The following is a 20,462-nucleotide window of genomic DNA, read 5'->3' on the forward strand; positions in this document are numbered from 1 at the left end:
CGATAGGCGCCGAGCGCCCCTCCGTGTCCCGCCACCCGTACCACCACGAAGGCTTCGCCATGTCCGCATACCTGGATGCCCCCGCCGCTCCCGCCGTCTCCGCCGCCCCGCCGCTCGCCGCCCCGTTGGCCGTCCTCGGCACCGATGTCGCCGTGCCGCTCGCCGACGGCACCGAAGTCCCGTACGCCGCGCTCGACTACGCGGCGAGCGCGCCCGCCCTGCAGCGCGTGTGGGACGACGTCGCCGCGTACGCGCCGTACTACGGCAGCGTGCACCGCGGTGCCGGCTACCTGTCACGGCTGTCGACCGACCTCTTCGAGGCGAGCCGGCGCACCGTCGCCGAGTTCCTCGGCTGCCGTGAGGACGATCAGGTCGTCTTCACCCGCTCGACCACCGACTCGCTGAACCTGCTGGCGACTTCGCTGCCCGCCGGCTGCGAGGTCTTCGTCTTCGAGACGGAGCACCACGCGGCCCTGCTGCCCTGGCAGCGCACGGCGGGGGTGACCGTCCTCGACGCGCCCCGGACGCCGGTGGCGGCCGTGGCGACACTGGAGGCCGCGCTGGCCGGCCGTGACACCGCGGGGCCCGCCCTGGTCTGTGTGACGGGCGCGTCCAACGTGACAGGCGAACTGTGGCCGGTGCCCGAACTGGCCGCCACCGCGCACCGGCACGGCGCGCGGATCGTGCTGGACGCCGCGCAGCTCGTGCCGCACCTGCCGGTCGACGTGGCCGCGCTGGACGTCGACTGGGTCGCCTTCTCCGGGCACAAGCTGTACGCGCCGTTCGGCGCGGGGGTGCTCGCGGGCCGCGCCGACTGGCTGCGCGATGCCGCCCCCTATCTCGCGGGCGGCGGCGCCACCCGCCGGGTCGTGCGGAGTGACGACGGCGGTGTGGACGTCGACTGGAACGTGGACGACTCCCGCCACGAGGCCGGCTCACCGAATGTGATCGGCGCCTACGCCATCGCCTCCGCCTGCCGCGCGCTGACCGAGGCCGGCTTCGAGAACCTGGCCGCACGGGAGCAGGCGCTGCTCGGCCGGCTGACGTCGGCGCTGGGCGAGCTGCCGCGCGTGCGGGTGCTGAGTCTGTTCGGCGAGGGGGCGCACCGCGTCGGCGTGCTCTCGTTCGTCGTGGAGGGCCGGGACAGCGCGGCCTTCGCCGCGGAGCTCTCCGACCGGTACGGCATCGGTGTGCGCGACGGACTGTTCTGCGCGCACCCGCTGGTGCGGTTGCTGACCGGCGGCGATGACGACGCCGTCTGCGGCGGGGGGCCGCTGAACGCGGTGCGGGTCAGCTTCGGCGCGGGAACCCCCGAGGAGCACGTGGAGCGGTTCGTCACGGCCGTCCGGGAACTGACCGCCTGACGGCGCTCGCCCGGGCCGCCGGGCCCGGGCTCAGGCGTCGAGGCCGATCGAGAACGCCGCTTCCAGATCGTGCTGCGAGTACGTGCGGAACGCGACATGCGTGTCGGTCGCCTCGACGCCCCTGATCCTGCTGATCCGGCCGGGGATGACCTCCGCCAGGTCTTCGTGCTGCGACACCCGGACCATCGCGATCAGGTCGTACGTACCAGTCACCGAGAACACCTCGCTGACACTGTCCAGCGCCGCGATCGACTCGGCGATCTCGGGGATCCGGTCCACGCTGGTCTTGATGAGCACGATCGCGGTGATCACGGCTGTCGTTCTCCCTCGGTGGCCACGGCTTGGCCCTTCACTGTACCGGGCCGCCAGTAGCGCGCCCCCGCGTAGAGGAAGCCGCTCGCGAACCCCACGAGGTGCGCCAGGTAGGCGACCTCGGGGCCCGCCCCGCCGCCGGCGCCACCCGCCGCCTGGCGCTGCGCGAACCACTGCAGCGCGAACCAGAACAGCAGCACGATCCAGGCGGGGAAGCGCAGCGGCAGGAAGAAGAGGAAAGGGAAGAGGCTCGTGACCCGCGCCTTCGGGAAGAGGAAGAGGAACGCGCCGAGCACCCCCGAGATCGCCCCCGACGCGCCCACGAGCGCTTCGTCACTGTGCGCGTTGGCCACGGCGTACGCGGACATCGCGAGCGCGCCGACGACCAGGTAGAAGACCGCGAAGTGGGCTCGCCCCATATGCTCCTCGGCCATCGTGCCGAAGACGTAGAGGAACAGCATGTTGCCGAGCAGGTGCAGCCAGTTCCCGTGCACGAACAGCGCGGTCAGCGGGGTGATCAGGGCGTGCGGCGCGCCCGTGACCAGCTGGTCGGGCACGATTCCCCAGTGCCGGAAGTACGCGCTCTGGGCGGCTCGCAGCGCCTCGCCCTTCCCGTAGGCGCGATCGAAGCCCGACACTGGACTGACCAGGAAGGCCAGGCAGCACAGGCCGATCAGGCCGTACGTCACCAGGGGGCCGTCCACCGTCCGCCTTTTGATCACGGACAGAGCATGACGCACCGGGGCACATCTCCGCGGACCGCCTCGCCGGATGGACGGGTTCCCCAGGGGGCGAAGGCCGTAGGGTTACGGAACCGAACGCGTCGCCACGGCGAGGCGGGACGCCCGGGAGACGGTCCACAAGGGGCCGCCCGAAAGGGCATGAGGCAGTGGGGTGACGGACGTGGAGCAGCCCGTGGGCGGGGCTGAGCCGACCGGCGCGGCCGACGGAGCCGCCGAGGCCGGCGGCGAGCCGCCCGAGACGTTCGACCGGCCGCTGCCCGAAGGGGTGCGGCGCAAGGTCGTCGCGCTGGTCTCCGACGTCTTCGGCGGGCTGACCATCGCCGAACTGCCGAGCCAGCTGCGCCAGTACGCCCGGTTCACGCCGGTGCGCCGCGCCAAGTTCGGCGGCACCGCGATGGCCGCCGCCCTGGAGAGCGACCCCCTCTTCCGGCAGCGCGTCGGTGAACGCTTCGCCGAGGCGCAGCCCGAACTGGCCGCCGCGGTGGGCAGCGGCACGCCGCCCGCCGCCGCCGATCCCGTCGAAGTGGCCGCCGCCGCGTATGTACTGAGGCCGCCCGGATGGGTGAAGTTGGTGACCGCGGCCGGCGAGGAGGCCGAGCGTGCGCACGCCGAGCGGGCCGACGAGGAGACCCGGCGCGAGCTGGAGCGGCTGCGCGAGGAGCTGACCGCCGCGAAGGCGCTCACCCGCACGGAGACCGAGCGGTTGCGCGAGGAACTGACGGCGGCCCGCAGGGAGGGCGAGGCGCTGCACCGCAAGCTGCGCAGCGCGCTCAGCGACGTGAAGCGCGGTGAGGCCGCGCTGCGCAGGGCCGCCGCCGACACGGAGGCCCTGCGGGCGGAGGCCGCCGTGACGGTGTCGTCGGCGGAGAGCGAGACCCGCCGGGTCAGGGCGCGGCTGGTGGAGGCCGAGTCCGCCGTGGAGGCCGGCCGGCGCGCCTCACGGGAGGGCCGCTCCGTTGAGGACATGCGGCTGCGGCTGCTGCTCGACACCCTCCTGGAGTCGGCGCAGGGGCTGCGGCGCGAGCTGGCGTTGCCGCCCGCGTCGGGCAGACCCGCCGACACGGTGGAGGCGGTCGAGCCCGGGCGGATGTCGCCGAAGGACATCGCGGCGCGCGCGCTGTCCGCCACGGACCCCGCGCTGCTCGACCAGTTGCTGGCCCTGCCGCAGACGCATCTGCTGGTGGACGGCTACAACGTGACGAAGACCGGCTATCCGACGATGCCGCTGGAGCGGCAGCGGCTGCGACTGCTCGGCGGGCTCTCGCTGCTGGCCGCGCAGAGCGGCGCGGAGGTGACGTGTGTCTTCGACGGGGCCGAGCTGGCCGCGCCGGTGCTGCTCGCGCCGCCGCGCGGGGTGCGGGTGCTGTTCTCCAAGCCGGGTGTGACGGCGGACGAGTTGATCCGTCAGCTGGTACGGGCGGAGCCGTCGGGACGGCCGGTGGTGGTCGTCTCGACCGACCGCGAGGTGGCCGACGGGGTCGCCGCGGCCGGCGCGCGGCCGGTAGCGTCCGCTCTGTTGCTGAAGCGGCTTTCGCGGTCCTGAGCAACTCATGCGCACAATGCCCGAATTGAATGATTACGTGGCGCAGCGGAACGTCAACCGCCCATTACTGACTGTGCGAAGTCCGTATTTTATGCCCTCCTGACGAAGATTTTTGCTGCTGGGATTTGATCTGATCACAAGAAGGTCACTAAGGTCGCATCGAACCTTCGCGCGGTTGATCGCCCACCCGGGGTGAACAGCGAAGGCGCCGCCGAGTTCGCAGAGTTCAGCTCATCACGGGGAGAGCGGGACGAGCGGAGCCGGGCCAGGGGTCGCCCGCCGTACAGAGGCAGGGAGACCGTGGAGCCGGTAGGCGGTTGAGGAAGAAGGAGCTCGCCTTCGTGGCGTCCCACCGTCGTCCCAAGCAGCCGAACCGTGCCCGCGTGTCGGTGCTCACCGCCACAGCCGCGGCAGTCGTCGCCCTCACCTCGCAGGCCGCGCACGCGGACCCGAAGCCGAGCGTCAAGGATGTCAAGGCGAAGGTCGACGACCTGTACAAGCAGGCCGACCAGGCGACGGACAAGTACGACGGTGCGAAGGACCAGGAGTCGAAGCTCCAAAAGGACGTCGGCAACCTGCAGGACAAGGTGGCGCGGGGCCAGGCGCAGCTCAACGCGATGCGTGACGCGCTCGGTTCGATGGCGACGGCGCAGTACCGCACCGGGGGCATAGACCCGTCCGTGCAGCTGTTCCTCTCCGCCGATCCGGACACCTACCTGGACAAGGCGTCCACCATGGACCAGGTGACCGCCCAGCAGGCCGACCAGCTCCGGGCGATCCAGTCCAAGCAGCGGGTGCTCGCGCAGGAGCGCAAGGAGGCCCAGGACAAGATGTCGGGCCTCGCCGCGGCCCGCAAGGAGCTCGGCGACAAGAAGAAGCAGGTCCAGGGCAAGCTCGCCGACGCGAGCAAGCTGCTCAACACGCTCACCGCGCAGCAGCGCGCGCAGATGCAGCAGGAGGACCAGGAGCGGGCCGACCGCTCCAGCTCCCGCGTCGCGCTCGGCAAGGGTGTGCCCGCCTCGGAGCGGGCCGGCGTCGCCTTCCGCGCCGCGCAGACCAGACTTGGCGATCTGTACGTCTACGGCTCAACCGGCCCCACCACGTTCGACTGCTCGGGCCTGATGATGTGGTCGTACGCGCAGGCCGGTGTCTCCCTGCCGCGCACCTCGCAGGCGCAGGGCACCGTCGGCCCCCACCTCTCCATGAGCCAGCTCCAGATCGGCGACCTCGTCATCATGGACGGCGGCAGCCACGTCGGCATGTGGGCGGGCAACGGTCAGGTGCTGCACGCGCCGCACACGGGCACCGTCGTCAAGTACGAGGCCGTGTCCGACATGACCTTCGACTACGGCGTCCGCGTCGGCTGACACGCCCGCCCGGGACCACTCCGCGCCGCGTCACACCGCCCGAACGGGCGATATCGGGTGGCGCCCCGCTGACGCCGCGCCCCGCTGGTGACCTCCCGGTCTCCCGCGGGGCGTTCGCGTTTCACGCGAGGCGGTCCTAGGCCGCCCGGTGATCACGCCGCTACTGTCTGCTTCCACGCGGCACGGGCCGCGCGAGCACGCACCGCGTGCTCACAGCGGAAGGGAGTGCGGCTCCTGTGGTGTCCCATCGCCGTTCACCGGTGTCAGGTCCTGGCCGGGGCGCCCGCGCCGGTTCGGTCGTCGTGATCTCCGCCGCCGCGGCCGGTGCCGCCGCCGCCCTCGGGGCCCCGCCCGCCGACGCCCAGCCGCGGGACACGCCCGAGACCAGCCGGGCCACCGTCGACGGCCTGTACGAGCAGGCCGAGCGCGCGACCGAGCAGTACAACGCCGCGACCACCCGCGTCGGCGCGCTGGCCGCCCGGGTCAGGGCCGTGCAGGACGACACGGCACGCGGCCAGGAGCGGGTCAACACCATGCGAGGCGTGCTCAGTTCGGTCGTCGGCGCGCAGTACCGCTCGGGCGGCATCGACCCGTCGCTCGCGCTGCTGCTGACCTCCGACCCCGGCACGTACCTCGAACGGGCCTCCCTGCTCAGCCGGATCGACGCCCAGGAGTCCGGCACCCTGCACCGCCTCCTGCAGGCCGAGCGGGGGCTGGAGCAGCAGCGCGCCGACGCGGCACGGGACCTCGCCGACCTGCGGGCCGGGCGCGCCGCCGTCGACCGGCACAAACGCACCGTCCAGACCAAACTCGCGCGGGCCCGCCGCCTGCTGGGCACGCTCCCCGCCGCCGACCGCAACCCCTACGGCCGGGCCACGCGCGGCGCCGGACGCGGCGACCTGGGCATCCCCACCGGAGCCGGGGGGCCGGCGTCCGCCCGCGCCGCCGAGGCCGTCGCCGCCGCACAGAGCGCGCTCGGCCGGCCCTACGTGTGGGGCGCGAACGGCCCCGGCGGCTTCGACTGCTCCGGCCTCATGCAGTGGGCGTACGCCCACGCGGGCGTCGCGCTGCCCCGCACCTCCCAGGCCCAGCGGTACGCGGGCCGGCAGATCCCGCTGTCCGAGGCCCGCCCCGGCGACCTCGTCGCCTACCGCTCCGACGCGAGCCACATCGCCATGTACATGGGTCACGGGCAGGTCATCCACGCGCCCTACCCGGGCGCCCCGGTGCGCTACGACCCGGTCGGCATGCTGCCCGTCTCCTCGGTCACCCGGGTCTGAGGGGGCCGCGCCCGCCCGGGGCACGTGAAACGCGATACGGGCCTGGCGGGCCCCCGCCACCCCCTACGATCGCAAGCGTGGCAGTTCCGCACGGCACCCCCGGCGCACGCCGCGGTGCCGCGCACGGCGGGCCCGCGGCGCTGCGGCGCCTGCTCGCCCTGATCTGCCTGTGCCTGTGCGTCTGCCTGGGCGCGGCCGCCTGCGCGCCGACCGCGCCGCCCGCCGCGCCCGACACCACGGGAGAGCAGGTCCGCGGCGTGCTCGACGGACGTGCCGCCGCCGTGCTGCACCGCGACCGGGCGGCCTATCTCGCGTCGTTCGACCCGCGCGCCACGGCCCTGCGGGCCACCGAGAGCACCGAGTTCGCCGACCTGGCGGCCGTACCGCTGCGCTCCTGGCAGTACGACGTGAGTGACGTGGCGAGGACCGGTGACACCGCGACCGTCCGCGCGCAGTTGCGCTACCGCCTCGCCGGCTACGACACGGCGCCGGTCTCCACCCCCCGCTTCCTCCAGTTCGTCCTGCGGGCCGGCCACTGGTACGTGACGCTCGACCGGCCCGGCGACGGGGGCGCCCGGCAACTGTGGCAGCAGGGCCGCGTCGAGGCGGTGCGAGGTGCCCGCAGCCTGGTGCTCGGGGTGGGGCAGGACCCGGCGCGGCTGCGGCTGGTAGCCGCCGCGGCCGACCGCGCCGTTCCCGCGGTGGACAGGGCCTGGCCGGGCACCTGGGAGCGGCGCGTCGTCGTCTACGTGCCGGCGTCGCTCCAGGCCATGGCGGAGCTGCTCGGCAGGCCGGCCGCCGCGTACGAGGACATCGCCGCCGTCACGACCGGGGAGACGGGCGGCGCGGGCGCGGCGCCCGCCGACCGGATCATCGTGAACCCCGACGCGTACGGGACGCTCAGCGACTTCGGGCAGCAGGTCGTCCTCACCCACGAGATCACCCACGTGGCGACGCGCGGCGCCACCTCCGCCGCCACCCCCACCTGGCTGTCGGAGGGGTTCGCCGACTGGTCCGCCTACCGCGGCTCGGGCCGCCCGGCCGCCACCCTCGCCCCCGAACTGCGGACGGCCGAGCGCGCACAGGGGCCGCCGGACGCGCTGCCGACCGACCAGGACTTCTCCTTCGGCAATGACCCTGACGCACTGGCCAGGGCGTACGAGGAGGGCTGGCTCGCCTGCGAGCTGATCGCCGCGCAGTGGGGACCGAAGCGGCTCGCCGCCTTCTACCGCGCGGTCGGCGCGCACCCGGGGCGCCCGGGAGCGGTGACGGACGCGCTGCGCGACGTCCTGTCGACGTCGCCCGCCGCCTTCACCCGGCTGTGGCGGGTGTATCTGACGAAGCGTCTGGGCTGACGGGCTCCCGGTCGACCGCCGCCGCGACCCCGCCCGTCGGCGTGCCGCTCACCGTGCCCTTCCACAGCAGCCGGGCGCCGGTGAGGGTCGCGGCCACCAGCAGGCCGTTGCGCAGCACGATCAGGGTGATTCCCTGGACGTCGCTGCCCACCACGTGCCCGAAGCCGCCGGGGAACTCCAGCAGGGTCACCGCCGTCGCCAGCAGCACGAACGCCGCGGGCAGCGCCATGACGCTCTCCCGCACCACCATGCACACCGCGGCGAGCCCCACCAGCCACAGCATGTACTGGGGGCTGATGACCCGGCTCGTCGTCGTGAACACCAGGACCGCCACGAACGCCGCGTCGCACAGCGTCGCCGCCGTGAAGACCCGGGCCCGCACCCGCCACCACAGCAGCCAGCACAAGCCGAGCGCCGTCAGCCCCATCGCGATGTCCGAGACGAGCGACACGTAGGGGCCGACGAACTCGACCGAGCCGTAGTTCAGCAGCACCTGGCCCTGCCAGCCGTAGTGCCGGGCGATGTGGAAGACCAGGGACCCCAGCGACTCCACCTCGGTGCCCCGGGCGCGCTGGAAGGTGAGGAAGGCGAAGCCGCCGGGGCCGTACAGCGCGCACACCAGCACCACCGCCGCGCCCGTGAGGACGGCCCACAGCCACGACACGCGGGTCCACCGGCCGCGCGGCGTGCCGAGGAGCAGCAGCACCGGCCAGACCTTCAGCAGCGCGCCGAGCCCGGTCAGCGCGCCCATCAGGCCCGGTCTGCCGCTCCAGCCGCCCGCGCGCCGCCGGCCGCCCCCGCGGGGACCGCCGATCCCCGCGAGCAGCGCGGCCACCGCGACGGCGGTCACCATCACGTCGTACCGGGCGTACGCGGTCGGGCCGAGCAGCGCGACCCCCGCCATCCACACCCAGGCGCCCCGCATCGAGCGGCCAGGGCGCGCGCCCGCGCGCAGCAGCAACGCGAAGCCGGCCGCGTCGCACACGCAGGCCAGCACGTAGAAGGCCGAGGCGTAGCCGAGGAACGGCAACAGGGCGGGGGAGAGGATGGCGAAGGCGGCGGCGGGCGGGTACTGCCAGGTCACGTCGGACATCGGGTACGTGCCGGTGCGCAGGACCTCGAACCAGCCGTGGTAGATCCCGGAGACGTCACTCGTCACGTCGGGCCCCGGCAGGTGCGGGAACCAGGCCACCTTGAACACCAGCAGGAGGAGCACCGCTCTGGTGAGCACCCAGAGGGCGATCGCGCCGCCCGTGCCCCGTGCCGTGTGGCCGTACACGCCCGCCATTGACCGTCCCGTCGTGCCGTCCGTACGCACGGTCGAGTACGCGTGCGCCGGGGCCATGATGCCGGGCCGGGTGGGCTGCGGGCCACCGGACGCGGCGGCCACCCGGCGGCGGGGGAGCGGGGGCGGTACTGTCTGCGGCGATGCGCAAGACCCTGATCGTGACCAATGACTTCCCGCCGAGGCCCGGCGGGATCCAGTCGTTCCTGCACAACATGGCGCTACGCCTGGACCCGGACCGCCTCGTCGTCTACGCCTCCACCTGGAAGCGGAGCGCCGAGGGCAGGGAGGCGACGGCGGCGTTCGACGCGGAACAGCCCTTCACCGTGGTCCGCGACCCCGCGACGATGCTGCTGCCGACGCCGCGCGTGAGGCGGCGCGCGGCCGGGCTGCTGCGCGAGCACGGCTGCGAGTCCGTGTGGTTCGGGGCGGCGGCGCCGCTCGGCCTGATGGCGCCCGCGCTGCGCTCGGCGGGCGCGCGGCGCCTCGTCGCCACGACCCACGGCCACGAGGCGGCCTGGGCCCAGCTGCCCGGCTCGCGGCAACTGCTGCGCCGTATCGGCGAGGGCACGGACACCCTCACCTACCTCGGTGAGTACACCCGCTCGCGGATCGCGGCGGCGCTGACGCCCGCCGCGGCCGAGCGGATGGTGCGACTGCCGCCGGGTGTCGACGAGAAGACGTTCCACCCGGACTCGGGAGGGGCGGCCGTGCGGGAGCGGCTCGGGCTCAGCGAGCGGCCGGTCGTCGTGTGCGTCTCCCGGCTCGTCCCGCGCAAGGGCCAGGACACGCTGATCGACGCGATGCCGACGATCCTGTCGGCGGTGCCCGACGCGGTGCTGCTGATCGTGGGCGGCGGCCCCTACGAGAAGTCCCTGCGCGAACGGGCGTCGCGGGCCGGCGTCGCCCCCTCGGTGCGCTTCACCGGCGCGGTCCCCTGGGCGGAACTGCCCGCCCACCACGGCGCCGGTGACGTCTTCGCGATGCCCTGCCGCACCCGCAGGGGCGGTCTCGACGTCGAGGGCCTCGGCATCGTCTACCTGGAGGCGTCCGCGACGGGCCTGCCGGTGGTGGCGGGCGACTCGGGCGGCGCGCCGGACGCGGTGCTCGACGGCGAGACCGGATGGGTGGTCCACGACACCGAGGAGACCGCCGCGCGGATCATCCGCCTGCTGGCCGACCCGGACCTGCGGCGGCGGATGGGCGAGCGCGGCAGGAGCTGGGTCGAGGAACGCTGGCGCTGGGACCTGCTCGCGGAAAGGCTGCGGGAACTGCTGTAACGCGGGGGCGGGGGTCCGGCCCCACGGGCGGCCCGGGGCGGGGCGGCCCGGCACCTCGTCCGGCCCGGGGCCGGGCGCCCCGGATCGGGCCGCCCGCCGCGCCTCACGTCGTGTACAGGGCCTCGATCTCGTCCGCGAAGTCCTTCGTCACCACGTTGCGCTTCAGTTTCAGCGACGGCGTCAGGTGGCCGTCCTCCTCGGTGAACTGGTGCGTCAGGATGCGGAACTTGCGTACCGACTCCGCCTTCGACACCTGGGTGTTGCCCTCGTCCACGGCCCGCTGGATCTCCGCCAGCAGTTCCGGGTCGAGCCGCAGCGCCGCCACCGTCGTGTCCCTGGGGCGGCCGTGCTCCCGGGCCCAGCGGGCCAGGAACTCCTCGTCCAGGGTGATCAGCGCGCCCACGAAGGGGCGGCCGTCACCCACCACCATGCATTCGGCGACCAGCGCGTGCGCCCTGATCCGGTCCTCCAGGACGGCGGGCGCCACGTTCTTGCCGCCCGCGGTGACCAGGATCTCCTTCTTCCTGCCGGTGATCGTCAGGTAGCCGTCCCCGTCGAGCGTGCCCAGGTCACCCGTGCGGAACCAGCCGTCGGCCAGGGCCTCGGCGCTCGCCTCCGGGTTGTTCCAGTACTCCGTGAACAGGTGCTCGCCGTGCAGCAGCACCTCGCCGTCGTCGTCGATGCGGATGACGGAGCCCGGCAGCGGCTGCCCGACCGTGCCGATCTTCTGGCGGTCCCAGGGGTTGAACGTCGTCGCGCCGCACGACTCCGTCAGGCCGTAGCCCTCCAGCACGGTGAAGCCGATGCCGCGGAAGAAGTGGCCGAGCCGCTCGCCCAGGGGCGCGCCGCCGGAGATCGCGTACTCGCCGCGTCCGCCGAGGACCGCCCGCAGTCTGGAGTAGACGAGCCGGTCGAAGAGGCGGTGGCGCAGGCGCAGGCTCAGGGACGGCCCGGCGGGCGTGTCCAGGGCGTGGCTGTACGCGACGGCGGTGTGCGCCGCGCGGTCGAAGATCGCGCCCTTGCCCTCCTCGTACGCCTTCATGCGGGCCGCGTTGTAGACCTTCTCGAACACACGTGGCACGCCCAGGATCAGCGTGGGGCGGAACGCCGCCAGCTCCTCGGTCAGGTTCTTCGTGTCCTCCAGGCATCCCAGCTTGACCGGCGCCATCACGCAGGCGAGCTGCACGATCCGGCCGAACACGTGGGCGGCGGGCAGGAACAGCAGCAGGGACGAGTCCCCGGTGCGGAACAGGGGCTTGAGCCGTTCCACGATGTTGCCGCACTCCGCGAAGAAGCTGCGGTGGGTCAGCACGCAGCCCTTGGGCCGGCCCGTCGTCCCCGACGTGTAGACGATCGTCGCCGGATCGTCGGCCTTGCCGCCCGCCGAGCGTTCCTCCGCCGTCGTCTCGCTCACCTCGGCGCCCGCCGCGAGGAGCGTGTCGAGGCCGCCCGCGTCGAGGCACCAGACCTCCCGCAGGGCGGGCAGCCGCAGCCGCACGGACTCCAGCGCGGTCGCGTGGTCCTTGGTCTCGACGACGGCGGCGACCGCGCCCGAGTCGCCGAGCATCCAGCGCACCTGCTCGGCGGAGCTGGTGTCGTACACGGGCACGGTGACCGCGCCGACGCTCCAGATCGCGAAGTCGAGCCTTACCCACTCGTAGCGTGTACGGGACATCACGGCGACCCGGTCGCCCGGCTCGATGCCCGCCGCGATCAGGCCCTTGGCCGCGGCGCTGACGTCGTCGCGGAACTCCCGCGCCGTCACATCGCTCCAGACGCCGTCGACTTTGCGGCCGAACAGGGGGGTGTCGGGGTGTTGCGCGGCATTGCGGCGGACGAGATCCGTCAGAGTGCCGTCCGACGGGACCTCGTACAGGGCCGGAAGACTGAACTCGCGCAAGACTGCTGCTCCTCATCGGGCGGAGGGCGCGGCGTCCGTCCGCGCGCCCCGGCTGCTGCGGTCGCACACGGACCGCCCGCAGACGTTACCTGCCGGTACGGACGTGCGGACCGGCGCCCTGGCCAGATATTTCCCGCGTCACACTGTTTTCTGCGACTCTCGGTGCACAGTAGTGCAAGGCGCGGCTCCTGGGTGATCGACATTGCCACGGGGCGGCGGCGGGCGACCGGGCGAACGCGATGAGGTGACCTGTGACCAGGGTTCATGTGGTGAGTGACGTCCACGGCAACGCGGCGGGACTCGCTGGGGCGGGTGAGGGCGCCGACGCCCTCGTCTGCCTCGGCGACCTTGTTCTCTTCCTCGACTACGCGGACCACTCGCGGGGCATCTTCCCCGACCTCTTCGGCGTCGAGAACGCCGACCGGCTCGTCGAACTGCGCACCGCCCGCCGCTTCGAGGAGGCGCGCGTGTTCGGCGCGGAGCTGTGGCAGGGGCTCGCGTCCACGCCCGCCGCCGCGATCGAGGCGGCGGTGCGCCGCCAGTACGCGGAACTGTTCGGCGCCATGCCGGACCCGACGTACGCCACCTACGGCAACGTCGACATGCCGACCCTCTGGGACGAGTTCGCGGGGCCCGGTACCACCGTCCTCGACGGCGAGCGCGCCGAGATCGGCGGTCTCGTCTTCGGCTTCGTCGGCGGCGGACTGCGCACCCCCATGCGCACGCCCTACGAGATCTCCGACGAGGAGTACGCGGCCAAGGTCGAGGCGCTCGGCGACGTCGACGTCCTGTGCTCGCACATCCCGCCGGACGTGCCCGACCTGACCTACGACGTCGTCGCGCGCCGCTTCGAACGCGGCAGCGCGGCCCTGCTCGACGCCATCCACCGCACGAAACCCCGCTACGCCCTGTTCGGCCACGTCCACCAGCCGCTCGCCGCGCGGATGCGGATCGGCGCGACGGAGTGTGTGAACGTCGGCCACTTCGCCTCGACCGGCCGGCCCTGGGTCCTTCAGTGGTGAGGCCCCTCGGTCGTTCCGTGGTGAGGCGCGGGACCGAGGCGGGGGGCCGGAGGCGACCGCGATAACCTGCACGCGGCGTACCCAGTCTGCGAGGAGCACCGCGATGGCGGAACACACGATTTCGAGCATCACGATCGAGGCGGCCCCCGCCGTCGTCATGGCGGTGATCGCCGACTTCGCCCGCTACCCGGAGTGGACCGGAGAGGTCAAGGAGGCCGAGGTGCTCTCCGCCGGCGCCGACGGGCGGGCCGAGCAGGTCCGTCTCGTCCTCGACGCGGGCGCCATCAAGGACGACCACACCCTCGCCTACACCTGGAAGAAGGACGAGGTCAGCTGGACCCTCGTCAAGTCCCAGATGCTGCGGTCCCTGGACGGCTCGTACCGGCTGGCCCCCGTCGACGGCGGCGGCCGCACCGAGGTCACCTACCAGCTCGCGGTGGACGTCAAGATCCCGCTGCTGGGTATGATCAAGCGCAAGGCCGAGAAGGTCATCATCGACCGCGCCCTCGCGGGGCTGAAGAAGCGCGTCGAGTCGGCCGAGGGCGCGGGGGCCTGAGCGCCATGGCCCCCCGCACGGTCCTCGTCACCGGCCCCGGCGGCGCGGGCCGTACGACCGTGGCGGCGGCCACCGCCCTCGCGGCCACCCGGCGCGGCGACCGCACCCTGCTGCTCACCGCCGACGCAGCGGCCGCCACCGTCCTGCTCGGCGCCGCCCCGGGCCCCGGCGCCGGGGAGCCGGCACGCGTCGCCGACGGCCTGTGGGCCGCCCGGATCGACTCGGGTGAGCACTTCCGTACGGAGCTCCTCGACCTCCAGCAGCGGATCGCGCCCGCGCTCGACATGCTCGGCGCGCCCCGGCTGCGCGGCGAGGAGCTGACCGAACTGCCCGGCAGTGACCGCTTCGCCCTGCTGCACGCGCTGCGCGTGGCCGGGTCCGGCGACTGGGACGCACTCGTCGTCGACCTGCCGCCCCTGCCCGAGGCGCTCGCCGCCCTCAGCCTCCCCGAGGAACTCCGCCGTTATCTGCGGCGGTTGCTGCCCCCGGAGCGGCAGGCCGCTCGGGCGCTGCGCCCGATGATGGCGCAGCTCGCCGGCGTCCCCATGCCGTCCACGTGGCTGTACGAGAGCGCCGCGCGCAAGGACACCGAACTCGCCGCCGCACAGCTCCTGATCGCGGACGCCGGGACCTCGGTGCGGCTCGTCGTGGAACCCGGCCCCGCCGCCGAGGAGGCGCTGCGCACCGCGCGGACCGGGCTCGCCCTGCACGGGCTGACCGCCGACGCGCTCATCGCCAACAAGGTCCTGCCGCCGGCCGAGGGTCACCCCTGGCTCCAGGCGGCGACCGGACGCCAGCGCAAGAGCCTCGACGCGTGGCACGGCGACCCCGCGGCCTGGCCGGCCGTGTACGAGCTGCCGCACCTGGGCCGCGAGCCGCACGGACGGGACGATCTGGCGGCGCTGGACGTACCGGCCCCCGACGAGGAAGCTGCCGAGCGCGCCTCCCGGGGCGACGGGCCGACCGGACCGGACGCGGCTGCCGGGACGGCCGGGGCCGCCGGGGCCTGGGCCGGGAGGGGACCGGGAGTGCCGGGGACCCGGGCGGCCGACCCCTGGTGGGTCGAGGACCTGCGGGCCACCGACGGGCTCCTCGTGTGGTGCCTGCCCCTGCCGGGAGCGGTCAAGAGCGAACTGACACTCGTTCGCAGGGAGCACGAACTGCTGCTGACCGTCGGAGCGTTCCGCCGGATCGTGCCGCTGTCCTCGGCGCTGCTCCGCTGCACCGTCTCCGGCGCGGCCCTCACCGACGGCATGCTGCGGGTGCGCTTCACGCCCGATCCCGGACTGTGGCCGAAGGACGGGACCGCGGGAGCCTGAAGGAGGCACCGGCGTTCGGGTACCGTCGAAGGTGTACATCTCCCGCCGCGCGGCGGCGGGGGAGAGGTGCCGGACGCGGGAGTACTCCATGAGTGACACGAGCGAGCGGCCCGACGGCGACCCGGATGCCTGGGCGACGGCGTGCGGGGAGGACCTGGCAGCGGAGAAGGTACGGCGCCGCGCGGTGTACGGGCCGCCGCCCGCCTCCGCCGCCGACGAACTGCGCAAGTTCGCCGACGCGGTCGCCGACAAACTGACGTCCGTGGGCAACCCGCTCTTCGGGATGGCCGCGCAGGGCGCCGTCCAGCAGTTCCTCAACCAGGCCAAGGCCGCCGTCGAGCCGGTGATCGAACGCAACCCCGGCTTCTTCGACCACCTCGCCGCCGCGGGCAACGAACTGCTCGCCGCGTACCGCTCCGCCGTCGAGGACCAGGAGGGCCGCTGGACGCGCGGCGCCGCCACCGACGACGCGGCGACCCGACCGGGCCCGGACGGCGGGAGTGCGGGCGGCGACGGCACGACGCCCGAAGGGGCCGGGTCATCCGACCTTTCCGGTGGCGGCGGCGGCAAGACGCTCGACCCGAAGGACGACCGGCAGTCGCTCGACCCGTCCGACCCGCGCGACGAACGCCCCGGTCCCGACGGTCACATCGACCTGGACTGACGGGGGCGAGCCCACCCTCGGGTACCGTTGGCCCAAGCGGGGCACGACCGAAATCTGAGGGACACATGGGACTCACCATCGGCGTCGACATCGGCGGCACGAAGATCGCGGCCGGCGTGGTCGACGAAGAGGGCACCATTCGCGATGTGCACAAGGTGCCCACCCCGGACACCGCCGAGAGCATCGTCGACGCGATCTGCTCAGCAGTCTCCGGGGCCGGTAAGGGGCACCAGATCGAGGCCGTCGGCATCGGCGCCGCCGGTTACGTGGACGACAAGCGCGCGACGGTCCTGTTCGCGCCCAACATCAACTGGCGCCACGAACCGCTCAAGGACAAGGTCGAACAGCGGGTCGGCCTGCCGGTGGTCGTCGAGAACGACGCGAACGCCGCCGCCTGGGGCGAGTACAGGTTCGGCGCGGGCCAGGGGCACGACGACGTCATCTGCATCACGCTCGGCACCGGCCTCGGCGGCGGTGTGATCATCGGCAACAAGCTGCGGCGCGGTCGGTTCGGCGTCGCGGCCGAGGTCGGCCACATCCGGGTGGTCCCGGACGGGCTGCTCTGCGGCTGCGGCAGCCAGGGCTGCTGGGAGCAGTACGCGTCGGGCCGCGCGCTCGTGCGGTACGCGCGTCAGCGGGCCAACGCGCAGCCGGAGAACGCGGAGGCGCTCCTCGCGCTGGGCGACGGCACCCCGGAGGGCATCCAGGGCCGGCACGTCAGCGAGGCGGCCCGGCAGGGCGACCCGGTCGCCGTCGACTCGTTCCGCGAGCTGGCGCGCTGGGTGGGCAGCGGTCTCGCCGACCTGGCCTCGCTGTTCGACCCGTCGGCGTTCATCATCGGCGGCGGCGTCTCGGACGAGGGCGAGCTGGTCCTCGACCCGATCCGCAAGTCGTTCAGGCGGTGGCTGGTCGGCGGCGAGTGGCGCCCGCACGCGCAGGTCCTCGCGGCCCAGCTCGGCGGCTCCGCCGGCCTGGTCGGTGCCGCGGACCTGGCCCGTCAGGGCTGATCGTCCCGGTTCGCGCGACTGCCCGCCGTACCCCCGCTCACCAGGGGGGTACGGCGGGCAGCCGCGTCGAGGGGCTCCCGTAGGGTGTGCGCATGGCAATGCCCCCGCTGCCCGACTCCCGTACCGAGCCGGACGGTTCGGCCGTGATCCGAGTGCTCAGTTACAACATCCGCTCGATGCGCGACGACCGTGCTGCCCTGGCACGCGTGATCAGGGCCTGCGAGCCCGACCTGGTCTGCATCCAGGAGGCTCCCCGCTTCTTCCGCTGGCGCAAGTACGCGTCCCGGCTGGCCCGCGCGACGGACCTCGTCGTCCTCGGTGGCGGCGCCCCCGCCGCGGGACCGCTGCTCCTGTGCTCGCTGCGCGCCACGGTCGTATCGACCGAGGACGTCCTGCTGCCGCTGACCCCCGGCCTGCACCGGCGGGGCTTCGCCACGGCGGTCGTACGGTTCGGGCGGGCGCGCCTCGGCGTGGTGAGCTGCCACCTCAGCCTGCGGGCGGGGGAGCGGCTGGAGCAGGCGGGCATGCTGCTCGACCGGCTGAAGGCGCTCGACGCGCCGCACTCGATCGCGGCCGGCGACATCAACGAGCGCCCGTCGGGGCGCGCCTTCCGTCTGCTGGCGGACCAGCTCCAGGACGGCTGGTCGGTGGCGCCGTGGGGCAGTGAGCACACCCACGGCGCACCCACACCCCGGCAGCGGATCGACGCGATCTTCGCGACGCCCGGCATCGAGGTCCTCACCTGCGGGGTACCGACGGGCCTGCCCGGCCTGAGCGAGTCGGACCTGCGCGGCGGGAGCGACCACCTCCCGGTCCTGGCGACGCTGCGGGTCCCGGCCCCCTGACGCGGGGCTCCCCCGTCGCGGGCAGGCCGCTCATGCGGCCTGCCCGCCCGGCTCTCACGAGCGTGCCGCGGGCCGACGGGTGAGGGGCGGCCGGCCGGACTCACGGGTCGGCGCTGCCGTTCGGGCGTCCGGTACCTCTGCGAGCCGGGGACGGCCTGTGCGTCCGCCGCCGGCGCCGTACCCGTCCGTCGAAATGCCGTCGTCGGCCCGTACCGGCGCCGCTGCCGAGCCGTACCCGCGGCGGACCCGGCGCCGAAGTGCCGTACCCGGGCCGTGCCGGCGTCCCGGCCGGCGCCGTCCCCGGGCGCCGGCCGCGCTCAGACCACCGCGCCCCGGCCCGGATCCCCTTCGTCGTCCTCGTCGTCGTGCTGCATCCGCGCGACCAGCGTCGCGATGCCCCCCAGGAACCCGCCCGCGCACACCGCCGTCAGCCACCACGTCATGTCCCACTGGAACACCACCGCGAGCAGCGCGAGCACCGGACCGCCGATCGCGCCGAGCCACGCGAACTTCGCCGTCGCGTCCGACTCGGGCAGCGGCGGCGGCTCCGGCGGCACGAAGTGGCCCTCGTCCGGGTCCTCCACGGGCTCGGCGTCGCGCGGGCCGGCCGGAACCGGAACGCCGACGCCCGGTGCGAACACCACCGAGCCGCCGAGCGCGCGCGGCGGCACCTGCCCGGGGTCGCCCGGATCGGTCGGGGTCTCGGTCTCGTCCTTCGCCGTGTCCTGCGTCACCCCGCCGCTCTTGCTGTCCAGCGTCGCCAGGTCGTCCACCGACTTGAACGGCTTCGCTCCCGGCGGGTCCGCGGGCTCGTCGCCGTAGCCCGCGACGATCGCGGCCCAGGCCGCCTCCTCGTCGAGCGGCTGCGGTTCGGGCTCCGCGTCATTCTCAGCCACCCGTGCTCCCCTTCTGTCCGACACCTGGAGCGAGCCGCGCGACGAACGCCGCGCTCTGTGCGAAGACGCGCTCCGCGTCATGGTCCAACGTCGCCACGTGGTAGCTCTGTTCCAGCATCACCTCGCGGACGTCCGCCGAGGAGACACGGCTGAGGATCCGCTCCGCGTCCCAGGCGGGCACGACATGGTCCTGCTTGCTGCGCAGCAGCAGCAACGGCTGGGTGACCTGCGGCAGTGCCCCGTCCACGAGCGCGAACAGCCGCCGCAGCGAGTACGCCGCGTGCAGCGGCACCCGGTCGTAGCCGATCTCGTCGCCGCCGCCCTTGGCGATGTCGTTCACCAGGCCCTTGGTCGACGGCACGACATGGCGCAGCACCGGCAGCGCGTGCGCCGCGGCGCCGTGTACCCGCACGGCGGGATTGACCAGCACCAGCCCGCTGATCTCCGCCCCGTGCTTGGCCGCGAGCCGCAGCGACAGCGCCCCTCCCATCGAGAGGCCGAAGACGAAGACCCGCTCGCACCGCTCCCGCAGTTCCCCGAGAGCCTGTTCGACGCACGCGTACCAGTCCTGCCAGCCGGTCAGCTGCATGTCCTGCCACCGCGTGCCGTGTCCGGGCAGCAGGGGAAGCGAGACCGTCAACCCGCGGTCGGCCAGATACTCCCCCCATGGACGCAGGGATTGCGGGGAACCCGTGAACCCATGACAGAGAAGGACACCGACATCGCCGCCGTCGTGGCGAAACGGCTCGGCTCCTGGAAGGACCGGCACCGGGGTCTCCTTTGGCTGGGAAAGAAGGGGGACACACGCACGCGCTGGGGTCATCTCACCGTACGCGACCGGACTGACACCGACCAGGCCCTTCGTGCCTCCACGCAGGGAAGCCGCCGTCCTGCCCGGGGCCGGCGGGTTATGGTCGACGCCCAGCACACAGGAGGCACCGAGTTGATCTACGGCGCGATGAAGGTCTCCCTCGGCGGCTCGCTGAAGCTCGCCTTCCGACCCTGGGTGGAGGGCATCGAGAACATCCCGTGCGAGGGCCCCGCGATCCTGGCCAGCAACCACCTCTCGTTCTCCGACTCGTTCTTCCTCCCGGCGGTGCTCGATCGCAAGGTCACCTTCATCGCGAAGGCCGAGTACTTCACCTCGCCCGGGGTCAAGGGCAAGCTGACGGCGGCCTTCTTCAAGGGCATGGGCCAGCTGCCGGTGGACAGGTCGGGCGCCCGCGGTGCCGGTGAGGCGGCGATCAACAGCGCCCTGAAGGTGCTGGATCGCGGCGACCTGTTCGGCATCTACCCGGAGGGCACGCGCTCGCCCGACGGCCGCCTCTACCGCGGCAAGCCCGGCGGTCTCGCCCGCGTCGCGCTGCTGAGCGGGGCACCCGTCATCCCCGTGGCGATGATCGACACGGAGAAGATCCAGCCGCCGGGCAAGGTCGTCCCGAAGCTGATGCGCCCCGGTATCAGGATCGGCAGGCCCCTGGACTTCACCCGGTACCTGGGCATGGAGAACGACCGCTTCATCCACAGGTCGGTGACGGACCAGGTGATGTACGAGATCATGAGGCTGTCGGGGCAGGAGTACGTGGACATCTACGCGACGGCCGCGAAGCGGAGGATCGCGGAGGCGGAGAAGGGCTCGGCGGCCAAGGCCGCTGAGCAGCGGGGCGCGGCGGGGAAGCCGCAGCGCTAGCGGCGCGGGAAGCGCGGGGACGGCGGGACGGGGG

The 20,462-nt window shown here is 73.6% G+C and carries 19 protein-coding genes; 13 read left to right on the forward strand and 6 right to left on the reverse strand.

Features of this window, described 5'->3' with window-relative positions:
- Positions 1–59: 59 nt before the first annotated feature.
- A complete protein-coding gene (locus OG310_RS25875; protein ID WP_329458254.1) occupies positions 60–1,364 on the forward strand; it encodes an aminotransferase class V-fold PLP-dependent enzyme in 1,305 nt (434 codons plus the stop codon).
- Positions 1,365–1,394: 30 nt separating this feature from the next.
- On the opposite strand, the gene OG310_RS25880 is transcribed toward OG310_RS25875, so the two are convergent.
- Both OG310_RS25880 and OG310_RS25885 read right to left on the reverse strand, forming a co-directional pair.
- Complete coding sequence (locus OG310_RS25880) at positions 1,395–1,676, reverse strand: Lrp/AsnC family transcriptional regulator (RefSeq protein ID WP_329458255.1); 282 nt, start codon at positions 1,674–1,676, stop codon at positions 1,395–1,397.
- A complete protein-coding gene (locus OG310_RS25885; protein ID WP_329458256.1) occupies positions 1,673–2,398 on the reverse strand; it encodes a rhomboid family intramembrane serine protease in 726 nt (241 codons plus the stop codon). Before OG310_RS25885 ends, OG310_RS25880 begins: the two co-directional genes overlap by 4 nt.
- 181 nt (positions 2,399–2,579) lie before the next feature.
- Between OG310_RS25885 and OG310_RS25890 the strand changes: the two genes are divergently transcribed.
- The 4 genes from OG310_RS25890 (at position 2,580) to OG310_RS25905 (ending at position 7,964) form a co-directional block, all read left to right on the forward strand.
- Positions 2,580–3,962: an NYN domain-containing protein gene (locus tag OG310_RS25890; protein ID WP_329458257.1), complete on the forward strand. Its 1,383-nt coding sequence runs from the start codon at positions 2,580–2,582 to the stop codon at positions 3,960–3,962.
- Positions 3,963–4,303: 341 nt separating this feature from the next.
- A complete protein-coding gene (locus OG310_RS25895; protein ID WP_329458258.1) occupies positions 4,304–5,329 on the forward strand; it encodes an NlpC/P60 family protein in 1,026 nt (341 codons plus the stop codon).
- Between the two features lie 236 nt (positions 5,330–5,565).
- Positions 5,566–6,609 carry a C40 family peptidase gene (locus OG310_RS25900; protein WP_329458259.1) on the forward strand — a complete coding sequence of 348 codons (1,044 nt, stop codon included), beginning with the start codon at positions 5,566–5,568 and terminating at the stop codon, positions 6,607–6,609.
- 77 nt (positions 6,610–6,686) lie between these two features.
- Positions 6,687–7,964 (forward strand): hypothetical protein, encoded by a 1,278-nt coding sequence (locus OG310_RS25905; protein ID WP_329458260.1) that lies wholly within the window; start codon positions 6,687–6,689, stop codon positions 7,962–7,964.
- Here OG310_RS25905 and OG310_RS25910 read toward each other — a convergent pair.
- Positions 7,921–9,252, reverse strand: coding sequence for a glycosyltransferase family 87 protein (locus OG310_RS25910; RefSeq protein WP_329460386.1), 1,332 nt, complete (start codon positions 9,250–9,252; stop codon positions 7,921–7,923). The genes OG310_RS25905 and OG310_RS25910 overlap by 44 nt on opposite strands.
- A gap of 140 nt (positions 9,253–9,392) precedes the next feature.
- On the opposite strand from OG310_RS25910, the gene OG310_RS25915 reads away from it, so the two are divergent.
- The gene (locus tag OG310_RS25915; RefSeq protein ID WP_329458261.1) at positions 9,393–10,529 is read left to right on the forward strand and encodes a glycosyltransferase family 4 protein; all 1,137 of its coding nucleotides are present in this window, start codon (positions 9,393–9,395) and stop codon (positions 10,527–10,529) included.
- 103 nt (positions 10,530–10,632) lie between these two features.
- On the opposite strand, the gene OG310_RS25920 is transcribed toward OG310_RS25915, so the two are convergent.
- The gene (locus OG310_RS25920; RefSeq protein WP_329458262.1) at positions 10,633–12,429 is read right to left on the reverse strand and encodes an AMP-dependent synthetase/ligase; all 1,797 of its coding nucleotides are present in this window, start codon (positions 12,427–12,429) and stop codon (positions 10,633–10,635) included.
- A gap of 266 nt (positions 12,430–12,695) precedes the next feature.
- On the opposite strand from OG310_RS25920, the gene OG310_RS25925 reads away from it, so the two are divergent.
- The 6 genes from OG310_RS25925 to OG310_RS25950 all read left to right on the forward strand — a co-directional run bounded on the left by OG310_RS25925 (position 12,696) and on the right by OG310_RS25950 (position 17,842).
- On the forward strand, positions 12,696–13,451 hold the full coding sequence (locus tag OG310_RS25925; RefSeq protein WP_329460387.1) for a metallophosphoesterase family protein: 756 nt from the start codon (positions 12,696–12,698) through the stop codon (positions 13,449–13,451).
- Between the two features lie 103 nt (positions 13,452–13,554).
- Positions 13,555–14,007 (forward strand): SRPBCC family protein, encoded by a 453-nt coding sequence (locus tag OG310_RS25930; protein ID WP_329458263.1) that lies wholly within the window; start codon positions 13,555–13,557, stop codon positions 14,005–14,007.
- A 5-nt stretch (positions 14,008–14,012) separates the two neighbouring features.
- Positions 14,013–15,326 carry an ArsA family ATPase gene (locus OG310_RS25935; RefSeq protein ID WP_329458264.1) on the forward strand — a complete coding sequence of 438 codons (1,314 nt, stop codon included), beginning with the start codon at positions 14,013–14,015 and terminating at the stop codon, positions 15,324–15,326.
- An 88-nt stretch (positions 15,327–15,414) separates the two neighbouring features.
- The gene (locus tag OG310_RS25940) at positions 15,415–15,990 is read left to right on the forward strand and encodes a DUF5304 domain-containing protein (protein WP_329458265.1); all 576 of its coding nucleotides are present in this window, start codon (positions 15,415–15,417) and stop codon (positions 15,988–15,990) included.
- A 65-nt stretch (positions 15,991–16,055) separates the two neighbouring features.
- The gene (locus tag OG310_RS25945; RefSeq protein ID WP_329458266.1) at positions 16,056–16,997 is read left to right on the forward strand and encodes an ROK family glucokinase; all 942 of its coding nucleotides are present in this window, start codon (positions 16,056–16,058) and stop codon (positions 16,995–16,997) included.
- 92 nt (positions 16,998–17,089) lie between these two features.
- The gene (locus tag OG310_RS25950) at positions 17,090–17,842 is read left to right on the forward strand and encodes an endonuclease/exonuclease/phosphatase family protein (protein ID WP_329458267.1); all 753 of its coding nucleotides are present in this window, start codon (positions 17,090–17,092) and stop codon (positions 17,840–17,842) included.
- A gap of 317 nt (positions 17,843–18,159) precedes the next feature.
- Here OG310_RS25950 and OG310_RS25955 read toward each other — a convergent pair whose 3' ends face one another.
- Complete coding sequence (locus OG310_RS25955; protein WP_329458268.1) at positions 18,160–18,738, reverse strand: hypothetical protein; 579 nt, start codon at positions 18,736–18,738, stop codon at positions 18,160–18,162.
- Positions 18,731–19,507: an alpha/beta hydrolase gene (locus tag OG310_RS25960; protein WP_329458269.1), complete on the reverse strand. Its 777-nt coding sequence runs from the start codon at positions 19,505–19,507 to the stop codon at positions 18,731–18,733. The genes OG310_RS25955 and OG310_RS25960 overlap by 8 nt, the downstream gene beginning before the upstream one ends.
- A 174-nt stretch (positions 19,508–19,681) precedes the next feature.
- On the opposite strand from OG310_RS25960, the gene OG310_RS25965 reads away from it, so the two are divergent.
- A complete protein-coding gene (locus tag OG310_RS25965; protein ID WP_329460388.1) occupies positions 19,682–20,428 on the forward strand; it encodes a lysophospholipid acyltransferase family protein in 747 nt (248 codons plus the stop codon).
- Positions 20,429–20,462: the final 34 nt, after the last annotated feature.

The sequence above is a fragment of the Streptomyces sp. NBC_01497 genome, assembly GCF_036250695.1.
GTDB lineage: Bacteria > Actinomycetota > Actinomycetes > Streptomycetales > Streptomycetaceae > Streptomyces.

What these genes read in the sequence shown, in the direction of transcription:
- OG310_RS25875 (WP_329458254.1), top strand. Translation starts at nt 60, where the DNA reads ATGTCCGCATACCTGGATGCCCCCGCCGCTCCCGCCGTCTCCGCCGCC.
- OG310_RS25910 (WP_329460386.1), bottom strand. Translation starts at nt 9,252, where the DNA reads ATGGCGGGCGTGTACGGCCACACGGCACGGGGCACGGGCGGCGCGATC.
- OG310_RS25915 (WP_329458261.1), top strand. Translation starts at nt 9,393, where the DNA reads ATGCGCAAGACCCTGATCGTGACCAATGACTTCCCGCCGAGGCCCGGC.
- OG310_RS25930 (WP_329458263.1), top strand. Translation starts at nt 13,555, where the DNA reads ATGGCGGAACACACGATTTCGAGCATCACGATCGAGGCGGCCCCCGCC.
- OG310_RS25935 (WP_329458264.1), top strand. Translation starts at nt 14,013, where the DNA reads ATGGCCCCCCGCACGGTCCTCGTCACCGGCCCCGGCGGCGCGGGCCGT.
- OG310_RS25940 (WP_329458265.1), top strand. Translation starts at nt 15,415, where the DNA reads ATGAGTGACACGAGCGAGCGGCCCGACGGCGACCCGGATGCCTGGGCG.
- OG310_RS25945 (WP_329458266.1), top strand. Translation starts at nt 16,056, where the DNA reads ATGGGACTCACCATCGGCGTCGACATCGGCGGCACGAAGATCGCGGCC.
- OG310_RS25950 (WP_329458267.1), top strand. Translation starts at nt 17,090, where the DNA reads ATGGCAATGCCCCCGCTGCCCGACTCCCGTACCGAGCCGGACGGTTCG.